The organism is Marimonas arenosa (assembly GCF_030848945.1).
Lineage (GTDB): Bacteria > Pseudomonadota > Alphaproteobacteria > Rhodobacterales > Rhodobacteraceae > Marimonas > Marimonas arenosa.
Map to the genome: position 1 here is coordinate 397,864 of NZ_JANHAX010000003.1, position 17,181 is coordinate 415,044.

Annotated in this window: 14 protein-coding genes; 10 read left to right on the forward strand and 4 right to left on the reverse strand. The window is 62.5% G+C overall.

The window, feature by feature from the left end; all coding sequences use genetic code 11:
- Positions 1-7 precede the first annotated feature (7 nt).
- The gene (locus NO357_RS12070) at positions 8-712 is read right to left on the reverse strand and encodes a response regulator transcription factor (RefSeq protein ID WP_306735922.1); all 705 of its coding nucleotides are present in this window, start codon (positions 710-712) and stop codon (positions 8-10) included.
- 92 nt (positions 713-804) lie between these two features.
- The gene (locus NO357_RS12075) at positions 805-2,730 is read right to left on the reverse strand and encodes a PAS-domain containing protein (protein WP_306735923.1); all 1,926 of its coding nucleotides are present in this window, start codon (positions 2,728-2,730) and stop codon (positions 805-807) included.
- 161 nt (positions 2,731-2,891) lie between these two features.
- Between NO357_RS12075 and NO357_RS12080 the strand changes: the two genes are divergently transcribed.
- The 8 genes from NO357_RS12080 to NO357_RS12115 all read left to right on the forward strand — a co-directional run bounded on the left by NO357_RS12080 (position 2,892) and on the right by NO357_RS12115 (position 11,408).
- On the forward strand, positions 2,892-3,794 hold the full coding sequence (locus NO357_RS12080; protein WP_306735924.1) for a cation diffusion facilitator family transporter: 903 nt from the start codon (positions 2,892-2,894) through the stop codon (positions 3,792-3,794).
- A 172-nt stretch (positions 3,795-3,966) separates the two neighbouring features.
- On the forward strand, positions 3,967-5,940 hold the full coding sequence (locus NO357_RS12085) for an AMP-binding protein (protein WP_306735925.1): 1,974 nt from the start codon (positions 3,967-3,969) through the stop codon (positions 5,938-5,940).
- 5 nt (positions 5,941-5,945) lie between these two features.
- Positions 5,946-6,761 carry an ABC transporter ATP-binding protein gene (locus NO357_RS12090; protein ID WP_376744380.1) on the forward strand — a complete coding sequence of 272 codons (816 nt, stop codon included), beginning with the start codon at positions 5,946-5,948 and terminating at the stop codon, positions 6,759-6,761.
- 13 nt (positions 6,762-6,774) lie between these two features.
- Positions 6,775-7,776, forward strand: coding sequence for a branched-chain amino acid ABC transporter permease (locus tag NO357_RS12095; protein WP_306735927.1), 1,002 nt, complete (start codon positions 6,775-6,777; stop codon positions 7,774-7,776).
- Positions 7,777-7,778: 2 nt separating this feature from the next.
- A complete protein-coding gene (locus NO357_RS12100) occupies positions 7,779-8,033 on the forward strand; it encodes a hypothetical protein (RefSeq protein WP_306735928.1) in 255 nt (84 codons plus the stop codon).
- Positions 8,033-9,142, forward strand: coding sequence for a branched-chain amino acid ABC transporter permease (locus tag NO357_RS12105; protein WP_306735929.1), 1,110 nt, complete (start codon positions 8,033-8,035; stop codon positions 9,140-9,142). The genes NO357_RS12100 and NO357_RS12105 overlap by 1 nt, the downstream gene beginning before the upstream one ends.
- 79 nt (positions 9,143-9,221) lie before the next feature.
- Complete coding sequence (locus NO357_RS12110) at positions 9,222-10,511, forward strand: ABC transporter substrate-binding protein (protein ID WP_306735930.1); 1,290 nt, start codon at positions 9,222-9,224, stop codon at positions 10,509-10,511.
- Positions 10,512-10,580: 69 nt separating this feature from the next.
- Complete coding sequence (locus NO357_RS12115; protein WP_306735931.1) at positions 10,581-11,408, forward strand: ABC transporter ATP-binding protein; 828 nt, start codon at positions 10,581-10,583, stop codon at positions 11,406-11,408.
- Between the two features lie 65 nt (positions 11,409-11,473).
- Here the strand turns inward: NO357_RS12115 and NO357_RS12120 are convergent, their stop codons facing one another.
- Positions 11,474-12,298, reverse strand: a complete 825-nt coding sequence (locus NO357_RS12120) for a hypothetical protein (protein WP_306735932.1) — start codon at positions 12,296-12,298, stop codon at positions 11,474-11,476.
- Between the two features lie 104 nt (positions 12,299-12,402).
- Between NO357_RS12120 and NO357_RS12125 the strand changes: the two genes are divergently transcribed.
- Positions 12,403-13,575, forward strand: a complete 1,173-nt coding sequence (locus NO357_RS12125; protein WP_306735933.1) for a phenylacetate--CoA ligase family protein — start codon at positions 12,403-12,405, stop codon at positions 13,573-13,575.
- A gap of 41 nt (positions 13,576-13,616) precedes the next feature.
- Positions 13,617-15,251: a peptidoglycan-binding domain-containing protein gene (locus NO357_RS12130; protein ID WP_306735934.1), complete on the forward strand. Its 1,635-nt coding sequence runs from the start codon at positions 13,617-13,619 to the stop codon at positions 15,249-15,251.
- A gap of 22 nt (positions 15,252-15,273) precedes the next feature.
- Here the strand turns inward: NO357_RS12130 and NO357_RS12135 are convergent, their stop codons facing one another.
- A complete protein-coding gene (locus tag NO357_RS12135; protein ID WP_306735935.1) occupies positions 15,274-17,034 on the reverse strand; it encodes a PHA/PHB synthase family protein in 1,761 nt (586 codons plus the stop codon).
- Between the last annotated feature and the right edge of the window lie 147 nt (positions 17,035-17,181).

A 17,181-nucleotide genomic window follows, 5' to 3' on the forward strand; every position in this document is an offset into this window, starting at 1 on the left:
GGCGGTTTCAGCGCCAGCTTACATCACCGAGAAAGATATAACCCGCTCCGTAGATGGTTTTTATCAGGCGCGGGTTCTTGGGATCCTCACGCAATTTGGTGCGCAGCCGCGATATGCGCACGTCCATGGCACGGTCGAAGCTTTCGCCTGCGGCCCCGCCCAGCATCTCCTGCATCATCGCCCGCGAGATCAATCTCTTGGGCCGCTCCAGAAAGAGCCGCAGCACTTCGCCCTCGGCATGTGAAAAGGGAGTTTCCCGGTCGGTGTCGTCGATAAGCAGGTAGCGGTCGAAATGTGCTGTCCAGCCATTGAAGCGGGCGGTTTCGCCCGATAGCTGCGCCGGGGTGGGTTTGCGCAGCCGGGCGCGGATGCGGGCCACGACCTCGGCCGGGTCAAACGGTTTGATGATGTAGTCGTCTGCGCCCAGTTCCAGCCCGGTCACCCGGTCCTGCACCTGGGCGCGGCCAGAGATAATGATGACGGTGGCGCCCTGTTCAAGCGCCAGCCTGTGGACTAGCGTCAGCCCGTCGCGGTCGGGCAGCGACAGGTCGACCAGACAGACATCAGGCGTGGTTGTCTTAAGTGCGGCTTCAAACTCAGTGGCCCGTGAGAAGCTCATGGTGCGGAACCCGGCTTCTTCCAGCGCCTGCGTCAGCATGGCGCGGATGGCCGGTTCGTCGTCGAGAATGGTGACGAGAGGGGAGTCGCTCATGGGGTTCGTCCTAGGTGGCGGCGGCTGGTGCTGGGGCCAGCCCCCAAGGTGCAAAATGCAGGGCATTTTGTCACCATGCCCCGAGGCGTTTTTTAAACGGAGGAAGGGGCGGGTTCGGATTGCCGTGAGAGAAACGCGGTCAGAATTTCGGCGGTGAAGGGTTTCGGCAGAACCGGTGCGCGGGCGAGAGCCTGCTGGTGGAGCGGGTGGGCGGCGGGCAGCGACGTCATCAGGAAACACGGTGGGTGCGGGTCGGGCAGTTGGTCGATCAGGTCGATGCCTGTGGCTGTACCTTCGAGTGAGATGTCTGAAAGTAGCAGCGAAATGTCAGGGATCTGCCCCGCGAGCGCCAACGCCTCGTCCGCGGAGGCGGCTTCGATCACGGTGTGGCCTGCGCCGGTCAGCATGTCGCGCACCGAAGCACGCAGATCCGGGCTGTCCTCGACCAGCAGCACAAGGCCGGGGGGCACCGGCAGGGGGGCGGGGCGCAGCGGCAGGCGGACCGCCACCTGGCCACCGGTGTCGCAATTGGCGAGCGTGGCGCGGCCACCGGCGAGCTTGGTCATATCGTAGACCATGGCGAGGCCGAGGCCTGAGCCTTCACCACCCTTGGTGGTGAAGAAGGGCTCGAACCCGTGCTCAAGAGCTTCTTCGGTGAAGCCGGGGCCGGTGTCGCAGACGCTGAACTCGGCCCAGGTGTTCTGAACGGTGCAGGCGGTGAGCGTGATGGCACCGCTGCCGCCACAGGCATCGCGGGCGTTGAGCACCAGGTTCAGCAGGCTGTCCTGCAGCATGCCGGCATCGAGCATCAGCGCGTCCTGCGCGATGAGGTTGTTGACGGAGAGCGTGATCTGTGGCGGCAGGGCCGAACTGGCCAGGGTTTCGAAATCGCGCAGGAAGGCGCGGATGTCGGTGGGCTGGGGCGTGACCTCGCGCGCGCCGGTCATGTCGGCGATGCGATTGAGCAGCGTGCCGCCGCGGCGCGCCGCTGACAGCGTGGCGGCAATCAGCTCGTCCGCGGCCTCGGGCAGCGCCTGCATTCGCTGCAGGCGCGACTGGGTGCCGAGGATGATGGTGAGCAGATTGGAAAAGTCATGCGCTAGCCCCGAGATCATCTGTGCCGCGATCTCCCGCCGGCGGGTCTGCTGCAGGGCGGCGCGGGTCTGGGATTCCTCGGTGATGTCCATCGACAGGATATAGGCCCCGCCCGTGGCCGGATCGGGGGTCAGTGCCACGCGGATGCGGCGCGAACTGGGGCCATGGGTGAACTCGAAGACAGATGGCTGGCCGGCATAGGCCTTGTCGAGTTCGGGCGCGATCATCGACCAGGGCTGCGGGCCCAGAACCTCGGCGGCGTGAAGGCCGACGGGATCGGGTTTCGAGCCCGGCATCACCGCGCTGAGACGACGGTTTGAATACGTGTAACGCCGGTCGGGGCCGACGTGGGCGATATGGGCTGGCATCATCTCGGTGGTCAGCCGGGTACGCGCCTCGGCCTCGGTGATCTGGCGCTTTGCCTCCTCCAGCGCGGTGACGGTGGCGGCCAGTTCGCGGTTGGCGGCGGATAGCTCTTCAGCATGGGACAGGAGTTGATCGGAGAGTGTTTCCGAGCGCGTGCGTAGCAGTTCTTCCGCGCGCTTGGCGGCGGTGATGTCGGTATAGACGGCCACCCAGCCGCCTTCGGGCAGGGGAGAACCTTCCACCGAAATCCAGCGGCCATTGGCGCGGGCGCGCTCCATGTAGTGCGGCTCGAACGCGCGGGCCTGTTCGGTGCGGGCGGCGACGAAAACGTTCAAATCGTCGATGGGGCCGTATTCGCCGCGGGTGGCGAGGTAGCGGATGGTATCCTCGAAACTGGCGCCGGGGGTGACCAGCGCCGTGGGCAGGTCGAACATGTCGCGGAACATGCGGTTCGAGACGACAAGCTGCAACTCGCGGTCATAGATCGACAGCGCCTGCTGAATGAGGTTCAGCCCGGCCATGGTCATGGCATGGGTATCGGTGCCGGTGGTTTGCATGGGGCCTCCCTGCTTTGGAGGTAGCGCAAAGGCGCGCGTCTGGGAAGCCGGTTGCCGAGGGTGCCCGGCAACCGAGATGGTCTGGGCCGGGATTTCAGCTATAGAGGCAAGGCTTGGGCCGAGTAGAATGGCGGCGGAAGCCGACAGGGGGAAATCGAAGCATGGCCAAGAAGATCACCCAGCGCAAAGTCGTTCTGGTTTCCTTTCTCGTCAATCTATTGGATGTGATCACTAATCTCGTTGTCGCATTGGTGACGGGCAGTGCCGTGGTTTTCGGACAAATGGCGCAAGGCCTTGGCGATGGTGTTGGCTCGGCGCTGCTGGTGCTGGGCGCGCGCCGCGCGGCCCGTCCGCCAGATGCACGGCATCCGCTGGGATACGCGCGAGAAGCGTTTTTCTGGAGCATTCTGTCGGCGGTTTCGATGTTGATCTTCGGCGCGGGACTGAGCGCGTGGCGCGGGGTTCAGCAACTGATGGACCCGAAGCCGTTGGACACGCCGCTGCTGGCGGTGGCGGTTCTGGTGCTGGCGGTGTTCACCAATGGCTATGCCGTCGGGCTGAGCGCCCGCAAACTGGGGGTCGGGCGCGCAGGGCTGCGCAAAGTTTTGCAGCGCGTGGATCAGCCGCTGGTGAAGGGCGCCTTCATTCGCGATGTCATCGGCACGTTCACCAGTATCTTGGGCCTTGTTGCGCTGTTGCTGTACAACATGTTCGGGCTTCTGGTTCTCGATGCGCTTGGCGCCTTGTCGGCTGCAGTGTGCATGGCGGTGGGATCGATCGTTCTGATGGCGCAGGCCCGGGCGCTGATCACCGGGCGGTCGCTGTCCGAAGAGAAGCTTCGGGACCTGCGCGCGGCGATCCTGGCCGATCCGATGGTGGAAGCCGTGAACAACCTGGTCGCCATTCATTCCGGGGCCTTTGAGATCCTGGTGGATACGGATCTGGATCTGCGCGAGGATCTGAACACGACGCAAATCGAAGCCGTTCTGGACTCGATTGAGGCACGCGTTCGGGTGATCATGCCCGAGGTGACCAGGGTGCGCGTTTTGTTGAATTCGCCCTGAGACGGTGCGGGCCGGACTGCGGTGCTGTTTCTTGTTACAATTCGTTAGAATTCGGAAATCTTGGGGAAAAAGTTGACGGCGAGCGTCAAACACGCACCCTAGAGCACGGGAGAATCACCCTGTGGCAAAATAGGGACCGCCCGTAGGGAAGCGGGTAGAGGGAGGATAAGACTTGGTTGAACCGTCAGCGACGGCCGGGGGACTTGAGTCCATTCCGGCGCTTTTGCAGCGTAACGCGCGCGAATTCGGCAACAAGGCAGCCTATCGCGAGAAGGAATTCGGCATCTGGCAAAGCTGGACCTGGGCTGAAGCCGAGAAGGAGATCGAAGCCTTAGCGCTGGGGTTGATCAACCTGGGCGTCAACGAGGGCGATTACATCGCCGTCATTGGACGCAACCGGCCGCACTTTTATTGGTCGATGGTGGCCGCACAATCGGTAGGCGCGATCCCGGTGCCGCTTTACAATGACAGTGCCGCCGAAGAGATGGCCTATGTTCTCGAGCATTGCGGCGCACGCTTTACCATTGTCGAAGACCAGGAGCAGGTCGACAAGGTGATCGAGATTCAGGATCGCCTGCACCAGTTTGAGCACATGATCTATATCGACCAGCGCGGTTTGCGGAAATACGATCACCACCAACTGCACCGCTTCGTCGATATTCAGGAACAGGGCCGTGCGGCCTACTACGAGTGGATCGAAGACCTGAAGGCGCGGCGCGAGAAGCTGAACTACGACAGCCAGTGCGTCATGCTTTACACCTCGGGCACCACCGGCAAACCCAAGGGCGTAGTGCTCAGCAACCGCAATATCATCGTCAGCGCCAAGAACTCGTCCGAGTTCGATCATCTCGGCCCGGGCGACGAGGTGCTGGCCTATCTGCCGATGGCCTGGGTGGGTGATTTCATCTTTTCGATCGGCCAGGCCTATTGGACCGGGTTCTGCGTCAACTGCCCGGAAAGCGCCGACACGATGATGACCGACCTGCGCGAGATCGGGCCGACATATTATTTTGCACCGCCGCGGGTTTTCGAGACCCAGCTGACCAACGTGATGATCCGGATGGAGGATGCGGGCAAGTTCAAGAAGCGAATGTTCGACCGCGCCATGGCGCATGCCAAGAAGGTCGGCCCGAATATCCTCGACGGCAAGCCGGTGAGCTTCATGGACCGGCTGAAGTACAAGTTTTACGACCTGATGATCTATGGCCCGCTCAAGAATACACTGGGCCTGAGCCGCGTGCGCGTGGGCTACACGGCAGGCGAAGCGATCGGGCCGGAAATCTTCGATTTCTACCGGTCGCTTGGAATCAATCTCAAGCAGCTCTATGGCCAGACCGAGGCGTCGGTGTTCATCACTGTGCAGCCCGATGGCGAGGTCCGCGCCGACACCGTCGGCGTGCCGGCGCCGGACGTGGAAATCCGCATCAACGACGAGGGCCGGATCTACTACCGATCCCCCGGCACCTTCGTGGAGTACTACAAGAACCCCGAGTCGACGGCCGACACCAAGGATGCCGAAGGCTGGGTCGATACCGGCGACGCGGGCTTCTTCGAGGAAGGCAGCGGGCATCTGCGGATCATCGACCGCGCCAAGGACGTGGGCAAGATGGCCGATGGGTCGATGTTTGCGCCTAAATACGTCGAGAACAAGCTGAAGTTCTATCCCGATATTCTTGAAGCCGTGCTGTTCGGCGCGGACAAGGACCATTGCGTCGCCTTCATCAACATCGATCTCACGGCTGTGGGCAACTGGGCCGAGCGCAACAATATCGGTTACGCCTCTTACCAGGAGCTGGCCGGGCATCCGCGGGTTCTGGACACGATCCAGGAACATGTCGAGACGGTGAACAAATCGGTGGCCGAAGACCCGATGCTTTCGGGCTGTCAGATCCACCGCTTCGTGATTCTGCACAAGGAACTGGATGCCGACGATGGCGAGATGACGCGGACACGCAAGGTGCGCCGCGCCTTCGTGGCCGAGAAGTTCAACGACATCGTCGAGGCGCTTTATGACGGGTCCGAGAAGGTGAGCACCGAGACGGAAGTGACATATGAAGACGGGCGCAAGGGCTCGATCAAGGCGACGCTGGAAATCCGCGACGCCAAGGTCGTGCCGGTGACCCCGCACAAGGTGGCAGCGGAATGAACGAGATGAGCAGCGAAGAGGGATATTTCACCGCCGACGGCCGCAAGATCGGTGGCGTGCTGATGGAGATGAAGAACATCACCCTGCGGTTTGGCGGGGTGAAGGCGATCACCGATATCAGCTTCGACATCCGCGAGGGCGAGATCCGCGCCATCATTGGCCCGAACGGTGCCGGCAAATCGTCGATGCTGAACGTGATTTCCGGTTTCTACATCCCACAGGAGGGCGAAGTCTGGTACAAGGGCGCGCCGCGACCGCAGATGAAGCCTTACGAGGTGGCGCAGCAGGGCATCGCCCGGACGTTTCAGAACATCGCGCTGTTCGAAGGCATGACCGTGCTCGACAATGTCATGACCGGGCGGCTCAATCACATGAAGACCGGGCTTTTCGCCCAGGCGCTGTGGAAGGGCAAGGCCGAGGCCGAAGAAGTCGCCAACCGCGAAGTGGCCGAGAAAGTGATCGACTTCCTGGAAATCCAGCACATCCGCAAGACACCTGTCGCGCGCCTGCCATATGGTCTTAAGAAGCGGGTCGAACTGGCCCGCGCGCTGGCGGTGCAGCCGTCGCTTCTGCTGCTCGACGAGCCGATGGCGGGCATGAACGTGGAGGAGAAGGAGGACATGAGCCGTTTCATCCTCGATGTGAACGACGAGTTCGGCACCACCATCGCCCTGATCGAGCATGACATGGGCGTGGTCATGGACCTGTCCGACCGGGTGGTGGTGATGGACTATGGCAAGAAGATCGGAGACGGCACCCCGGACGAGGTGCGCAACAACCAGGATGTGATCGACGCCTATCTTGGCGTGGCGCACGATTAGAGGGGGCAGAGGCATGTCAGCAGCATTTCTGAACACGCTGGAAGTGATGGCCAACGGGTTGATGGCCGGGGTCCTCTATGCACTGGTCGCGCTGGGCTTCGTGCTGATCTACAAGGCGTCGGGCATCTTCAACTATGCCCAGGGCGTGATGGCGCTCTTCGCGGCGCTGACGCTGGTGGGGATCATGGAGGGGCAGGTGCCGTTTTCGCACCTGATCAACGCGGTCCTCGGTACCGACGTGCACCATTTCGGCTGGCACCTGCCGGCGCTGGTAGGGATCGTTCTGACGATTGCAATAATGGTGCTTTTCGCCTGGTTCGTGCAGCAGGTGATCTTCAAACACTTGGTCGGCCAGGAGCCGATCATCCTGTTCATGGCGACCATCGGCCTGGCCTATTTCATGGAAGGCTTCGGCGACATGATGTGGGGCTCGGACATCAAGACGCTGAACGTCGGCTTGCCACAGGGCGGATCCTTCGCGATCGAGGACATCACCCGGACCTGGGCCGCCGAGGGTGAGCGTTACTACGGGATGTATATCGACAACCTCGATATGATTGCGACCATGGTTGCCGCGGTTCTGGTGGGGGCGCTGGTGCTGTTTTCGCAATACACCAAGCAGGGCCGCGCCATGCGCGCGGTGGCCGATGACCACCAGGCGGCGTTGAGCGTTGGGATCAACCTGAACTTCATCTGGGTTCTGGTCTGGTCGCTGGCAGGTTTCGTGGCGCTGGTTGCGGGCATCATGTGGGGCGCCAAATCGGGGGTGCAGTTCTCGCTTTCGCTGATCGCACTGAAGGCACTGCCGGTTCTGATGCTGGGCGGGTTTACCTCGATACCGGGCGCCATCGTCGGCGGGTTGATCATCGGCGTGGGCGAGAAGCTGTTCGAGTTCTGGATCGGTCCGCTGGTCGGTGGGGCGACCGAGAACTGGTTTGCCTATGTGCTGGCGCTGCTCTTCCTCGTCTTCCGGCCGCAGGGCCTGTTTGGCGAGAAGATCATCGAGAGGGTGTGATAGTGAACAAACTAATCGCCATCCTGAACGTCATAGCCTGGGCGGGCTTCTGGGCCTTTGGCTATATCGCCCTGACGACAGAAGTAAGCAACACCAGCCAGATGTTGACGGCCGCGGTCCTCGCGGCCGCGGGCGGGGCGCTGGGGATGTGGGCCTACCTGAAACTGGTGCGCATCAGCGAGGCTTCTGGCTATGCCAAGGCGCCGAAAATGGCCGACAAATCGCATCTTGAAGAAAATAACGGGGAGACCTCCTGATGCTGTATCGTGAGGCCGGGGATTACAAAACCTCTTATGTCGATGACGGGCAAAGCTTTCCGATCAAATTCGATAGGATCGGGTTCTACGCCGTTCTGCTCGTGGCCTTCGCCGTCATCCCGTTCCTGATCAATTCCTACTGGGTGAACGCGATTTTCCTGCCGTTCCTGATCTATGCGATCGCGGCGATCGGGCTGAACATCCTGGTGGGCTATGCCGGGCAGGTCAGCCTGGGCACCGGTGGTTTCATGGCGGTGGGCGCCTATGCCTGCTACAAGTTCATGACCGGGATCGACATCTGGATCGATGGCGTGCAATACGCCCTGCCGCCGATCAACATCTTCTTCTCGGTCATCCTGGCCGGGTTCGTCACCGCCTTCGTTGGCGTGCTCTTTGGCCTGCCATCTCTCCGCATCAAAGGATTCTACCTGGCGGTGGCGACGCTGGCGGCGCAGTTCTTCCTGGTCTGGCTCTTCAACAAGTGGGAATGGGCATATAACTATTCTGCCTCGGGCCAGATCAATGCGCCGGAGCGCGGCGTGTTCGGCATTCCCGTTACCGGTCCCGCGACCGAGGCTTGGGCCACTTATCTGTTCTGCCTCGTCTTCGTTGTGATCCTGGCCTTCATCGCCCGCAACCTGACCCGTGGCAGTGTCGGCCGCAAATGGATGGCGATCCGTGACATGGACATCGCTGCCGAGATCATCGGGGTGAACCCGCTGCGCGCCAAGCTGACGGCCTTCGCGGTGAGTTCGTTCTATGTCGGCATCGCCGGAGCGCTGTTCTTTTCGGTCTATCTCGGCGCAGTCGAGGTAGGCGAAGCCTTCGGTATCCAGAAATCGTTCCTGGTGCTGTTCATGGTGATCATCGGCGGGCTGGGCTCGATCTTCGGCTCCTTTGCCGGCGCGGCCTTCCTGGTGCTGCTGCCGGTGCTGTTGAAGAACGTGCTGGTGGGTGGGCTCGGCTGGCCCACCGACCTCGCGGCGCATCTGGAATTCATGATCGTAGGTGCGTTGATCGTCACCTTCCTGATCCTCGAACCGCATGGGCTGGCGCAACTCTGGAGGGTGATCAAGGAGAAACTGAGACTCTGGCCCTTCCCGCACTGAGGGATCGGCTTGATACCCAATTCGGGGGGGACAATCCCCGGAGCCAACATCGGAATCAACCAATGGGAGGAGTAACCCGATGAACATGAAACTGGCCACTCTGGCACTAGGCGCGGCACTGGCCGCTGGCCCGGCGCTGGCAGAACTGACCTTTACCTCGCTGAGCTACCGCACGGGGCCCTATGCCGCCAACGGCATCCCCTTCGCGGACGGCTATGCCGACTATTTCACCCTGCTGAACGAGCGTGACGGCGGCATCGGTGGCGAGAAGATCAACCTGATCGAATGCGAAACCGGCTACAACACCGAGAAGGGTGTGGAATGCTACGAGTCGACCAAGGGCCAGGGCGCGCTGGTCTATCAGCCGCTCTCGACAGGCATTACCTATCAGCTGATCCCGAAAGCCACCGCCGACGGCATCCCGGTGCACTCGATGGGCTATGGCCGGACCTCGGCCAAGAACGGGTCGGTGTTCCGCAACATCTTCAACTACCCGGCCAACTACTGGGATGGCGCCTCGATTGCCATCAAGCACCTGCTTGACCTCAACGGCGGCGACATCAATGGCAAGCGCGTTGCACTGGTCTATCACAATTCGGCCTACGGCAAGGAGCCGATCCGCACGCTGGAAGAGCTGGCCAAGAAGCACGGCTACGAGCTGAGCCTGCTGCCGGTCGACCACCCTGGCCAGGAGCAGAAATCGCAGTGGCTACAAATCCGCCGCGAGCGTCCTGATTACGTATTGATGTGGGGCTGGGGCGTGATGAACCAGGTCGCGATCCAGGAAGCCGTGAACATCCGCTTCCCGATGGAAAATTTCATCGGCATCTGGTGGTCGGGCTCGGAAAACGACGTGAAGCCGGCCGGTGAAGGCGCAAATGGCTACAAGGCGTTGACCTTCCACAACGTGGGCTCGGACTACCCGATCTTCGACGACATCAAGAAGCACGTCGTCGACACCGGCAAAGCCGCCGGTGCGGGCGACCAGATCGGCACCGTGCTCTATAACCGTGGTCTCTATGCCGCGATGCTGGCCGCGGAAGCCGCCCGTACTGCGCAGGAACTCCACGGAACGGCAGCGATCACGCCGGCCCAAATGCGGGATGGCATGGAAGGTCTGTCGATCACCGAGGCACGCATGACCGAACTGGGCATGCCGGACTTCGGCCCGAGCTTCACCGTGACCTGCACCAACCATGGCGGTGACGGCTATGGCGCTGTGTCCCAGTGGGATGCCAAGTCCGGCAGCTGGAGCCTGATCACCGACTACATGCAGTCGGATCAGGATGTTCTCGGGCCGCTGATCAAGGCCGACTCGGAAGCCTATGCTGCCGAGAACAAGCTCGAAGAGAAGAAGTTCTGCCCGTAAGGCAGGCAAATGCCCGGTCCGCCATATCGGCGGGCCGGGATATCAACCAAGATATCTGTGGATCGTACAATGCTTGACGCCGGACAGACCCAACAAGAGACGCTCCTTGAGGTCAACAATATCGAGGTGATCTACAATCACGTGATCCTGGTGCTGAAGGGTGTGTCGCTCAAGGTGCCGAAGGGCGGGATCACCGCCCTGCTCGGCGGCAACGGCGCGGGCAAGACCACGACGCTGAAGGCGGTGTCGAACCTGCTGCATTCGGAACGTGGCGAGGTGACCAAGGGGTCGATCACTTATCGCGGCGAAGACATCGCCGAACGTGATCCGGCCGAACTGGTCAAGCGCGGCGTGATCCAGGTGATGGAGGGCCGCCATTGCTTCGAGCACCTGACGGTCGAGGAAAACCTGATGACAGGGGCCTATACCCGGCGGGACAGAGGCAGCGCCGTTGGTGAAGATCTGGAAAAGGTCTATTCCTATTTCCCGCGCCTCAAGGAACGCCGCCGTAGCCAGGCCGGCTATACCTCGGGTGGTGAACAGCAGATGCTGGCCGTCGGCCGGGCGCTAATGTCCAAGCCTGAAACCATTCTTCTGGACGAGCCGTCGATGGGCCTGGCGCCGCAGCTGGTGGAAGAGATTTTCGGTATCGTCAAGGACTTGAACGAAAAGGAAGGCGTGACCTTCCTGTTGGCCGAGCAGAACACCAACGTTGCGCTGCGCTTTGCAAACTACGGCTACATCCTGGAATCGGGGCGTGTGGTCATGGACGGCCCCGCGGCCGATCTACGTGAGAACCCGGACGTCAAGGAATTCTATCTCGGCATGTCCGACGAAGGCCGCAAATCCTTCCGTGAAGTCCGGTCCTATCGCCGCCGAAAACGCTGGCTGAGCTGATGCGACCCGCCATCTCGATAGCTGAAAACGGGCCGTTTGCCGCGGTCCGGCTGGCAGAGGCTGGCTTAGCCCTGGCGGGCGAGGAGGTCTGCTTTGATCTCGGCAATGCACTCCAGCGCCTCCGCCCGCGTGTTGCGGATGTTGGGGCGGAAGCCCTGGCTTTCGGCGCGCAGGCGGATTTCCTCTTCGGTTTCCGAGCCGGGGGCGAAGCGGACCGAGCCGAGCGAGGCGGCGATGTTGAGCCGCTTGCCGCGATAGGCGTAGCGGACCCAGGCCCCGGGATGGATCTCGCAATTCTCCATGTTGACGAGGAAGAACCACTTGCGGTCGCTTTCTTTGATCTTCTCTTCGAGGTAGTCATAGACATCATCGACATCGCGGGAATGCTCGAAGGTCATGTTGGAGAAATCGGCCTCCATGATCGGACCATCGGGATCGAAGCTGATCCGCGCGGCGATCTGGTCGAGGGTGAAATTGGGATCATGCGTGATCCGGGCACGGCGCTTGGATTTGAAGGTCTTGATCCGGGCGATGGCGCTGTCGCGGTCGGCGAAGAGGTTGGGATCGAAGCGTTCGGTTGCGGCGTCGCGCTCGATCTGGCGGCGGGTGGCCTCGGAGGCGTCAAACCGCACCGAGCCCATGGAATGGGCCATGTTGAGATCCTTGCCGCGGCGCGAAAACGCGATCCAGGCCGAGCTGTCGATGGTGCAGCCCGAATAGTTGACCAGGAAGAACCACTGGTCCTCGCCGGTTTCGCGGATGCGCTCTTCGATCCGGTCGTAGAATTCATTGACCAGCGCCGAGCTGGAAAAATCGAAGCCCGAGAAATCGGCCTCCATGGTCTGCAGATCGTCATGGAACGTGATGCGGGCATCGAAAACGTCAGTCACGGGCAAGTCCCCACAGGCGGCAAAACTCGCCTCCTAGTAGAGGATGACGCAGGGGAAAGCAAGAACTGTATACCGGTGTATGCAAAGTTTGGGAGGTCGGGCCGATGAGCCAGTATTTCGATGATCTGGAAACCCGTTCGGCGGATCAGCGCGCGGCAGAGCAACTTCAGGCCCTGAACGGGCAGTTGGAAAAGTATGGGTTGGCATCGCTGCCGGATCTGGCGGCTCTTGTCGGGCTGCCGGTGCTGCGGAAGTCCGACCTTGGCGCGCGGCAGAAGGCGCAGCCGCCGTTTGGCAGCCTGCCGGTGTCGAACGTCGCGCACTATTTCCAGAGCCCCGGACCGATCTATGAGCCGGGCGGGATCAGCCGCGATTGGTGGCGGTCGGGCCGGGCGATGTATGCCGCGGGCATCCGGGCCAATGACATCGTGCAGAACTGTTTTTCCTACCATCTGACGCCAGCCGGCATGATGTTCGAGACCGGCGCCCGGGCCATTGGCTGCGCGGTGCTGCCCGCTGGCACCGGCCAGACAGAACTGCAGGCCCAGGCCGCCCATGACATCGGTTGCACCGCCTATACCGGGACGCCGGATTACCTCAAGATTATCCTCGACAAGGCTGAAGAAATGGGACTGCCCCTCGGCTTCTCGAAGGCGGCGGTAGGCGGCGGTGCCCTGTTCCCGACCCTTCGGCAGGAATACGCCGACCGAGGCATCCAATGCCTGCAGGGCTATGGCACCGCCGATCTGGGGTCGATCGCCTACGAAAGCCCGGCAATGGAGGGCATGATTGTCGACGAGGGCGTGATCGTCGAGATCGTCACGCCGGGCACCGGTGATCCGGTTGCGCCCGGAGAGGTCGGTGAAGTGGTGGTGACGACGTTGAACCCCGACTATGCGCTCATCCGCTTCGCCACCGGCGATCTCTCTGCGGTTCTGCCCGGTGCAAGCCCTTGCGGGCGCACCAATATGCGGATCAAGGGCTGGATGGGGCGGGCCGACCAGACCACGAAGATCAAGGGCATGTTCGTTCGGCCCGAGCAGGTGGCGGCGCTGGTGGCCAAGCATACCGAAATCGCCAAGGCACGCGTGATTGCCGGACGCGACGGCGAGATGGACACGATGACGGTGCAGATCGAGGCCGCCGGCGGCGATGCTGCGGTCTATGCCAAGTCGGTCAGCGAAGTCCTGAAGTTGAAAGGCCAGATCGAAATCGTCGCGCCTGGCAGCCTTCCCAACGACGGAAAAGTCATCGAAGATACGCGCACTTACGATTGACCCCGGGGGCGCAGCCCTCGGATCAACAGGGGAGCTGTGCGATGAAGTACGTTTTCAACGGGCTGGTGGGCATTTGCCTGTCGGTTCTGGCCGCCGGCGCTTGGGCGGATGACCTGGCGCTGGTGATCTCCAACCATAAATACGAAGGCCAGGCGCCACTGATCGCAGGCGAGGCCGCAGCCGGCTTGGCTGAGGACCTGAAAGAGCGCGGCTGGACGGTGTTCACGGCGCGCGATAGCAGCCTGGCCGACATGCGGCAAAAGGCCCGCGACTTGCGCGCGACGATGCAGCGCACGCCCGAGCCCGATCGGGTGATCATCGCCATCACCGGCCTGATGGCGGAAAACGACCGTGACAGCTGGCTTCTGGCTGACACCGCCGAGAAGCCGGACATGCTCAACATCGGGGCGCAGGGGCTGAGCCTTGGTGCCTTGGCCGAGATCGCCGGCCTGGCGCCGGGCAAGGCGGTTTTGATGATCGGTCAGGTAGATGCGGCGGTCGAATTGGGCATGGGCCTGCGCCCGGGCCCTGGCAGCGTGACGGCGCCCCAGGGCGTGATCGTGGTGCAGGGCCAGATGGGGGCGCTGCGGCGCTGGGCGCGCGACACTCTGCTCGACCCGCAAAACAGCATCGAGCAAGCGCTGCGCGGGCTGCCGCGCAACAGCGCCGCACGGGGATACAGCTCGCAGGCCGAAAGTTTTACCGTCGCTGGTGAACGGACCACCGTGGGGCCGATGGGCGAAATGGCCTATTGGAACGCGGTGCGCGATATTGGGTCGCTCGAGGCGCTGCAGGCCTATCTCAATCGTTTTCCTGCCGGCTTGTTCGCTGCCGAGGCGCGGACCAGGTTGGCCGAGTTGACGCGCGATCCGCTGGACGTGGCACGCGAGGCTGAGGAGGCGCTGGGGCTCACGCGCAACGACCGGCGCCAGATCCAGCGCAACTTGGCGCTTCTGGGCTTCGATCCGCGCGGCATCGACGGGCTTTTCGGCCGGGGCTCGCGGGCGGCGATTGCCGCCTGGCAGCGCTCCGCCGGCTATGAAGGCAACGGCTTTCTGACCGCTGGGCAAGTGGCCGAACTGCAGCGCCAGGCCGCTGTGCGTGCCGCCGAGTTGGAACGCGAGGCGCAGTTGCGACGCGAGGCAGAGGAACGTGCTGACCGACAGTTCTGGCAGCAGCTGGGCCGCGACGAGGCCAGCCTTCGACGCTATCTCGAGCGATACCCGGACGGGCTTTTCGCCGAGGATGCGCAAGCCCGGCTCGACCTGATTCTGGAAGAACGTCTCGCGCGGGCCGAGGCCCGTGAACGGGCCGCCTGGGATCGGGCACAGGAGGCCAATACTATCGCGGCATATCGCGGTTTCCTCGACCGTTTCCCAAATGGCAGTTTCGCGGCCGAGGCGCGCGACCGCATCGCCGAACTGCGGGCCGAGTCCGAGAATGCCGCCGAGATCGAGCGGTTGAGAAAGCACGAGGCCGAGATCCTGCCGAACCAGGGCGCGCGCAAGGTGGTGGAACAGATCCTGTCGGTGCGGGGCTTCAAGCCCGGCGACGTGGACGGCAACTTTACCCGAGAGACCCGTCGCGCAATCCGCCGCTTCCAGCGTGAACGGGGCTTGCCGGTGACCGGGTTCGTGAGCCAGCAAACGATGGTCGTTCTCATGTTGTCGCGCTGAAGCGCACTGGTGACCCGGGTCCTCAGCGCTGCAAAACGTAGCTGCCGGGGGCGTCGTCGAGCGGCCGATAGCCGGCCTTGGGTGCCCCCAACGGTGGCGGGTCGGTGGGATCACCGCTTTTCCCGGCCAACCAGTCGGTCCAGGCCGGCCACCAGCTGCCCTCGATTTGGCCGTTGGTCGCGAACCATTCTTCGGGCCCGGTATAGAGCGCGCCGGGCGGACGATGATGGATACGGTAGTGCCGGCCCTTGTGGCCGGGTTCCGAAACGATTCCACCGTTGTGGCCGCCCTTGGTCAGCACGAAGGTCAGGTCGCCATCGGTGAAGAGCTTTGTCTTGTACACGGATTGCCAAGGCGCGATGTGGTCTTTTTCGGTTCCGACAAGAAAGATCGGCGCGGTGATATCCGAGAGTGCGATGACACGGCCGTTGACGGCAAAACGACCGGCGGTCAGGCGGTTCTCCATGAACAGCCCACGCAGGTACTCCGAATGCATCCGCGCCGGCATGCGGGTCGCATCGGCGTTCCATGTGCCCAAGTCGGTAGCTGCTTCCTCGATTCCCATCAGATAGCGCCGCACCGCGCGGGTCCAGACCAGGTCTTCGGCGCGGATGGCTCGGAAGGCACCGACCATCTGGGCGGCGTCGAGATAACCCTGATCATACATCAGATCCTCGAGCAACGAGACCTGGCTTTCGTCGAGAAAGAGCAGCAACTCGCCGGCCTCGGTGAAGTCGGTCTGGGCCGCGAGCAGGGTCATGGAGGCAAGCCGGTCGTCGCCGTCGCGGGCCATGGTTGCGGCCGCGATCGCCAGGATGGTGCCGCCAAGGCAATAGCCGGTGGCGTGGATCTTCTCGCCGCCGGAAATGGTCGAGACCGCGTCCATCGCCGCCATCACCCCCTTGGCGCGGTAGTCGTCGAGCGAGACGTCGCGCAGCTCGGGACCGGGATTGATCCACGAGATGCAGAATACGGTAAAGCCCTGACCAACGAGGTAGTTGATCAGGGAATTCTCGGGCCGCAGGTCGAGAATGTAATATTTCATGATCCAGGCCGGCACGATCAGGATCGGTTCGGGACGGACCGTGTCGGTTTGTGGTGTGTATTGCAGCAATTCGAACAGTTCGTTGCGATAGACCACCTTGCCGGGGGTGCAGGCCAGATCACGACCAACCTGGAAGTTCTCTGGCGGCGTGTCCTTTTCGTGCAGCGCTGCTTTCATGAGATCGCGCCAGAAGAGTTGAGCACCCAAGGCGAGGTTGCCGCCGCGGGATTTCGCGGTGGCCTCGATAGTCTCGGGATTGGTGAAAAGCAGGTTCGACGGCGACACCATGTCAAGCGCTTGGCGCGCCATGAAGTGCACTCGCTGGGCGTCGGAATGCTGGAGACCGGGAATGTCGCAAGCGGCGTGATCCCACCAGTCTTCGAGTGCGAGATAGGCCTGCTGCATCGCGTTGAACGGTGGCTTGGCCCACCCGTGGTGAGTGAAGCGGTGATCGTTCGGGCCGGGGGCGAAGGGGGGCTCGCCCTGGCCGATGGCGTGAGCGAAGACCTTCCAGGCGTTTTCAACCCCGTGCTCGGCCAGTTCGAGCTGGCGGCCCGGGGCGCGCGACAGGTGCACCGCCCAGTCGAACCAGGCATCGGCTGCGGAATGCGGCGAGGCGCCCATGGTCAGACGAGCGAAATGGGCGCGCAGCGCGCGGTCGAGCAGATCGTGGGGATGGCCGAGCTTGTCGTGGCCGGTGTGTTTTGCGGGCGGAGGCGTCATGGTGATGTGTGGCATGCGATTCGTGTCTAGGGACAGGATGACGGTTTTTTGCGGAAGCTTCATGTCGAAGTTGTGAAACGGCCTGTCCGGGCCGCTTCTGTGCCGAACCTTCTGCCCGGAAACGAAAAAACCGCCCGGAAAACGGGCGGTTTTTCAAAGCTT

What these genes read in the sequence shown, in the direction of transcription:
- NO357_RS12105 (WP_306735929.1), top strand. Translation starts at nt 8,033, where the DNA reads ATGCTGTATCGTGAGGCCGGGGATTACAAAACCTCTTATGTCGATGAC.
- NO357_RS12125 (WP_306735933.1), top strand. Translation starts at nt 12,403, where the DNA reads ATGAGCCAGTATTTCGATGATCTGGAAACCCGTTCGGCGGATCAGCGC.
- NO357_RS12135 (WP_306735935.1), bottom strand. Translation starts at nt 17,034, where the DNA reads ATGCCACACATCACCATGACGCCTCCGCCCGCAAAACACACCGGCCAC.
- NO357_RS12110 (WP_306735930.1), top strand. Translation starts at nt 9,222, where the DNA reads ATGAACATGAAACTGGCCACTCTGGCACTAGGCGCGGCACTGGCCGCT.
- NO357_RS12095 (WP_306735927.1), top strand. Translation starts at nt 6,775, where the DNA reads ATGTCAGCAGCATTTCTGAACACGCTGGAAGTGATGGCCAACGGGTTG.
- NO357_RS12080 (WP_306735924.1), top strand. Translation starts at nt 2,892, where the DNA reads ATGGCCAAGAAGATCACCCAGCGCAAAGTCGTTCTGGTTTCCTTTCTC.
- NO357_RS12075 (WP_306735923.1), bottom strand. Translation starts at nt 2,730, where the DNA reads ATGCAAACCACCGGCACCGATACCCATGCCATGACCATGGCCGGGCTG.
- NO357_RS12115 (WP_306735931.1), top strand. Translation starts at nt 10,581, where the DNA reads ATGCTTGACGCCGGACAGACCCAACAAGAGACGCTCCTTGAGGTCAAC.
- NO357_RS12070 (WP_306735922.1), bottom strand. Translation starts at nt 712, where the DNA reads ATGAGCGACTCCCCTCTCGTCACCATTCTCGACGACGAACCGGCCATC.
- NO357_RS12090 (WP_376744380.1), top strand. Translation starts at nt 5,946, where the DNA reads ATGAGCAGCGAAGAGGGATATTTCACCGCCGACGGCCGCAAGATCGGT.
- NO357_RS12130 (WP_306735934.1), top strand. Translation starts at nt 13,617, where the DNA reads ATGAAGTACGTTTTCAACGGGCTGGTGGGCATTTGCCTGTCGGTTCTG.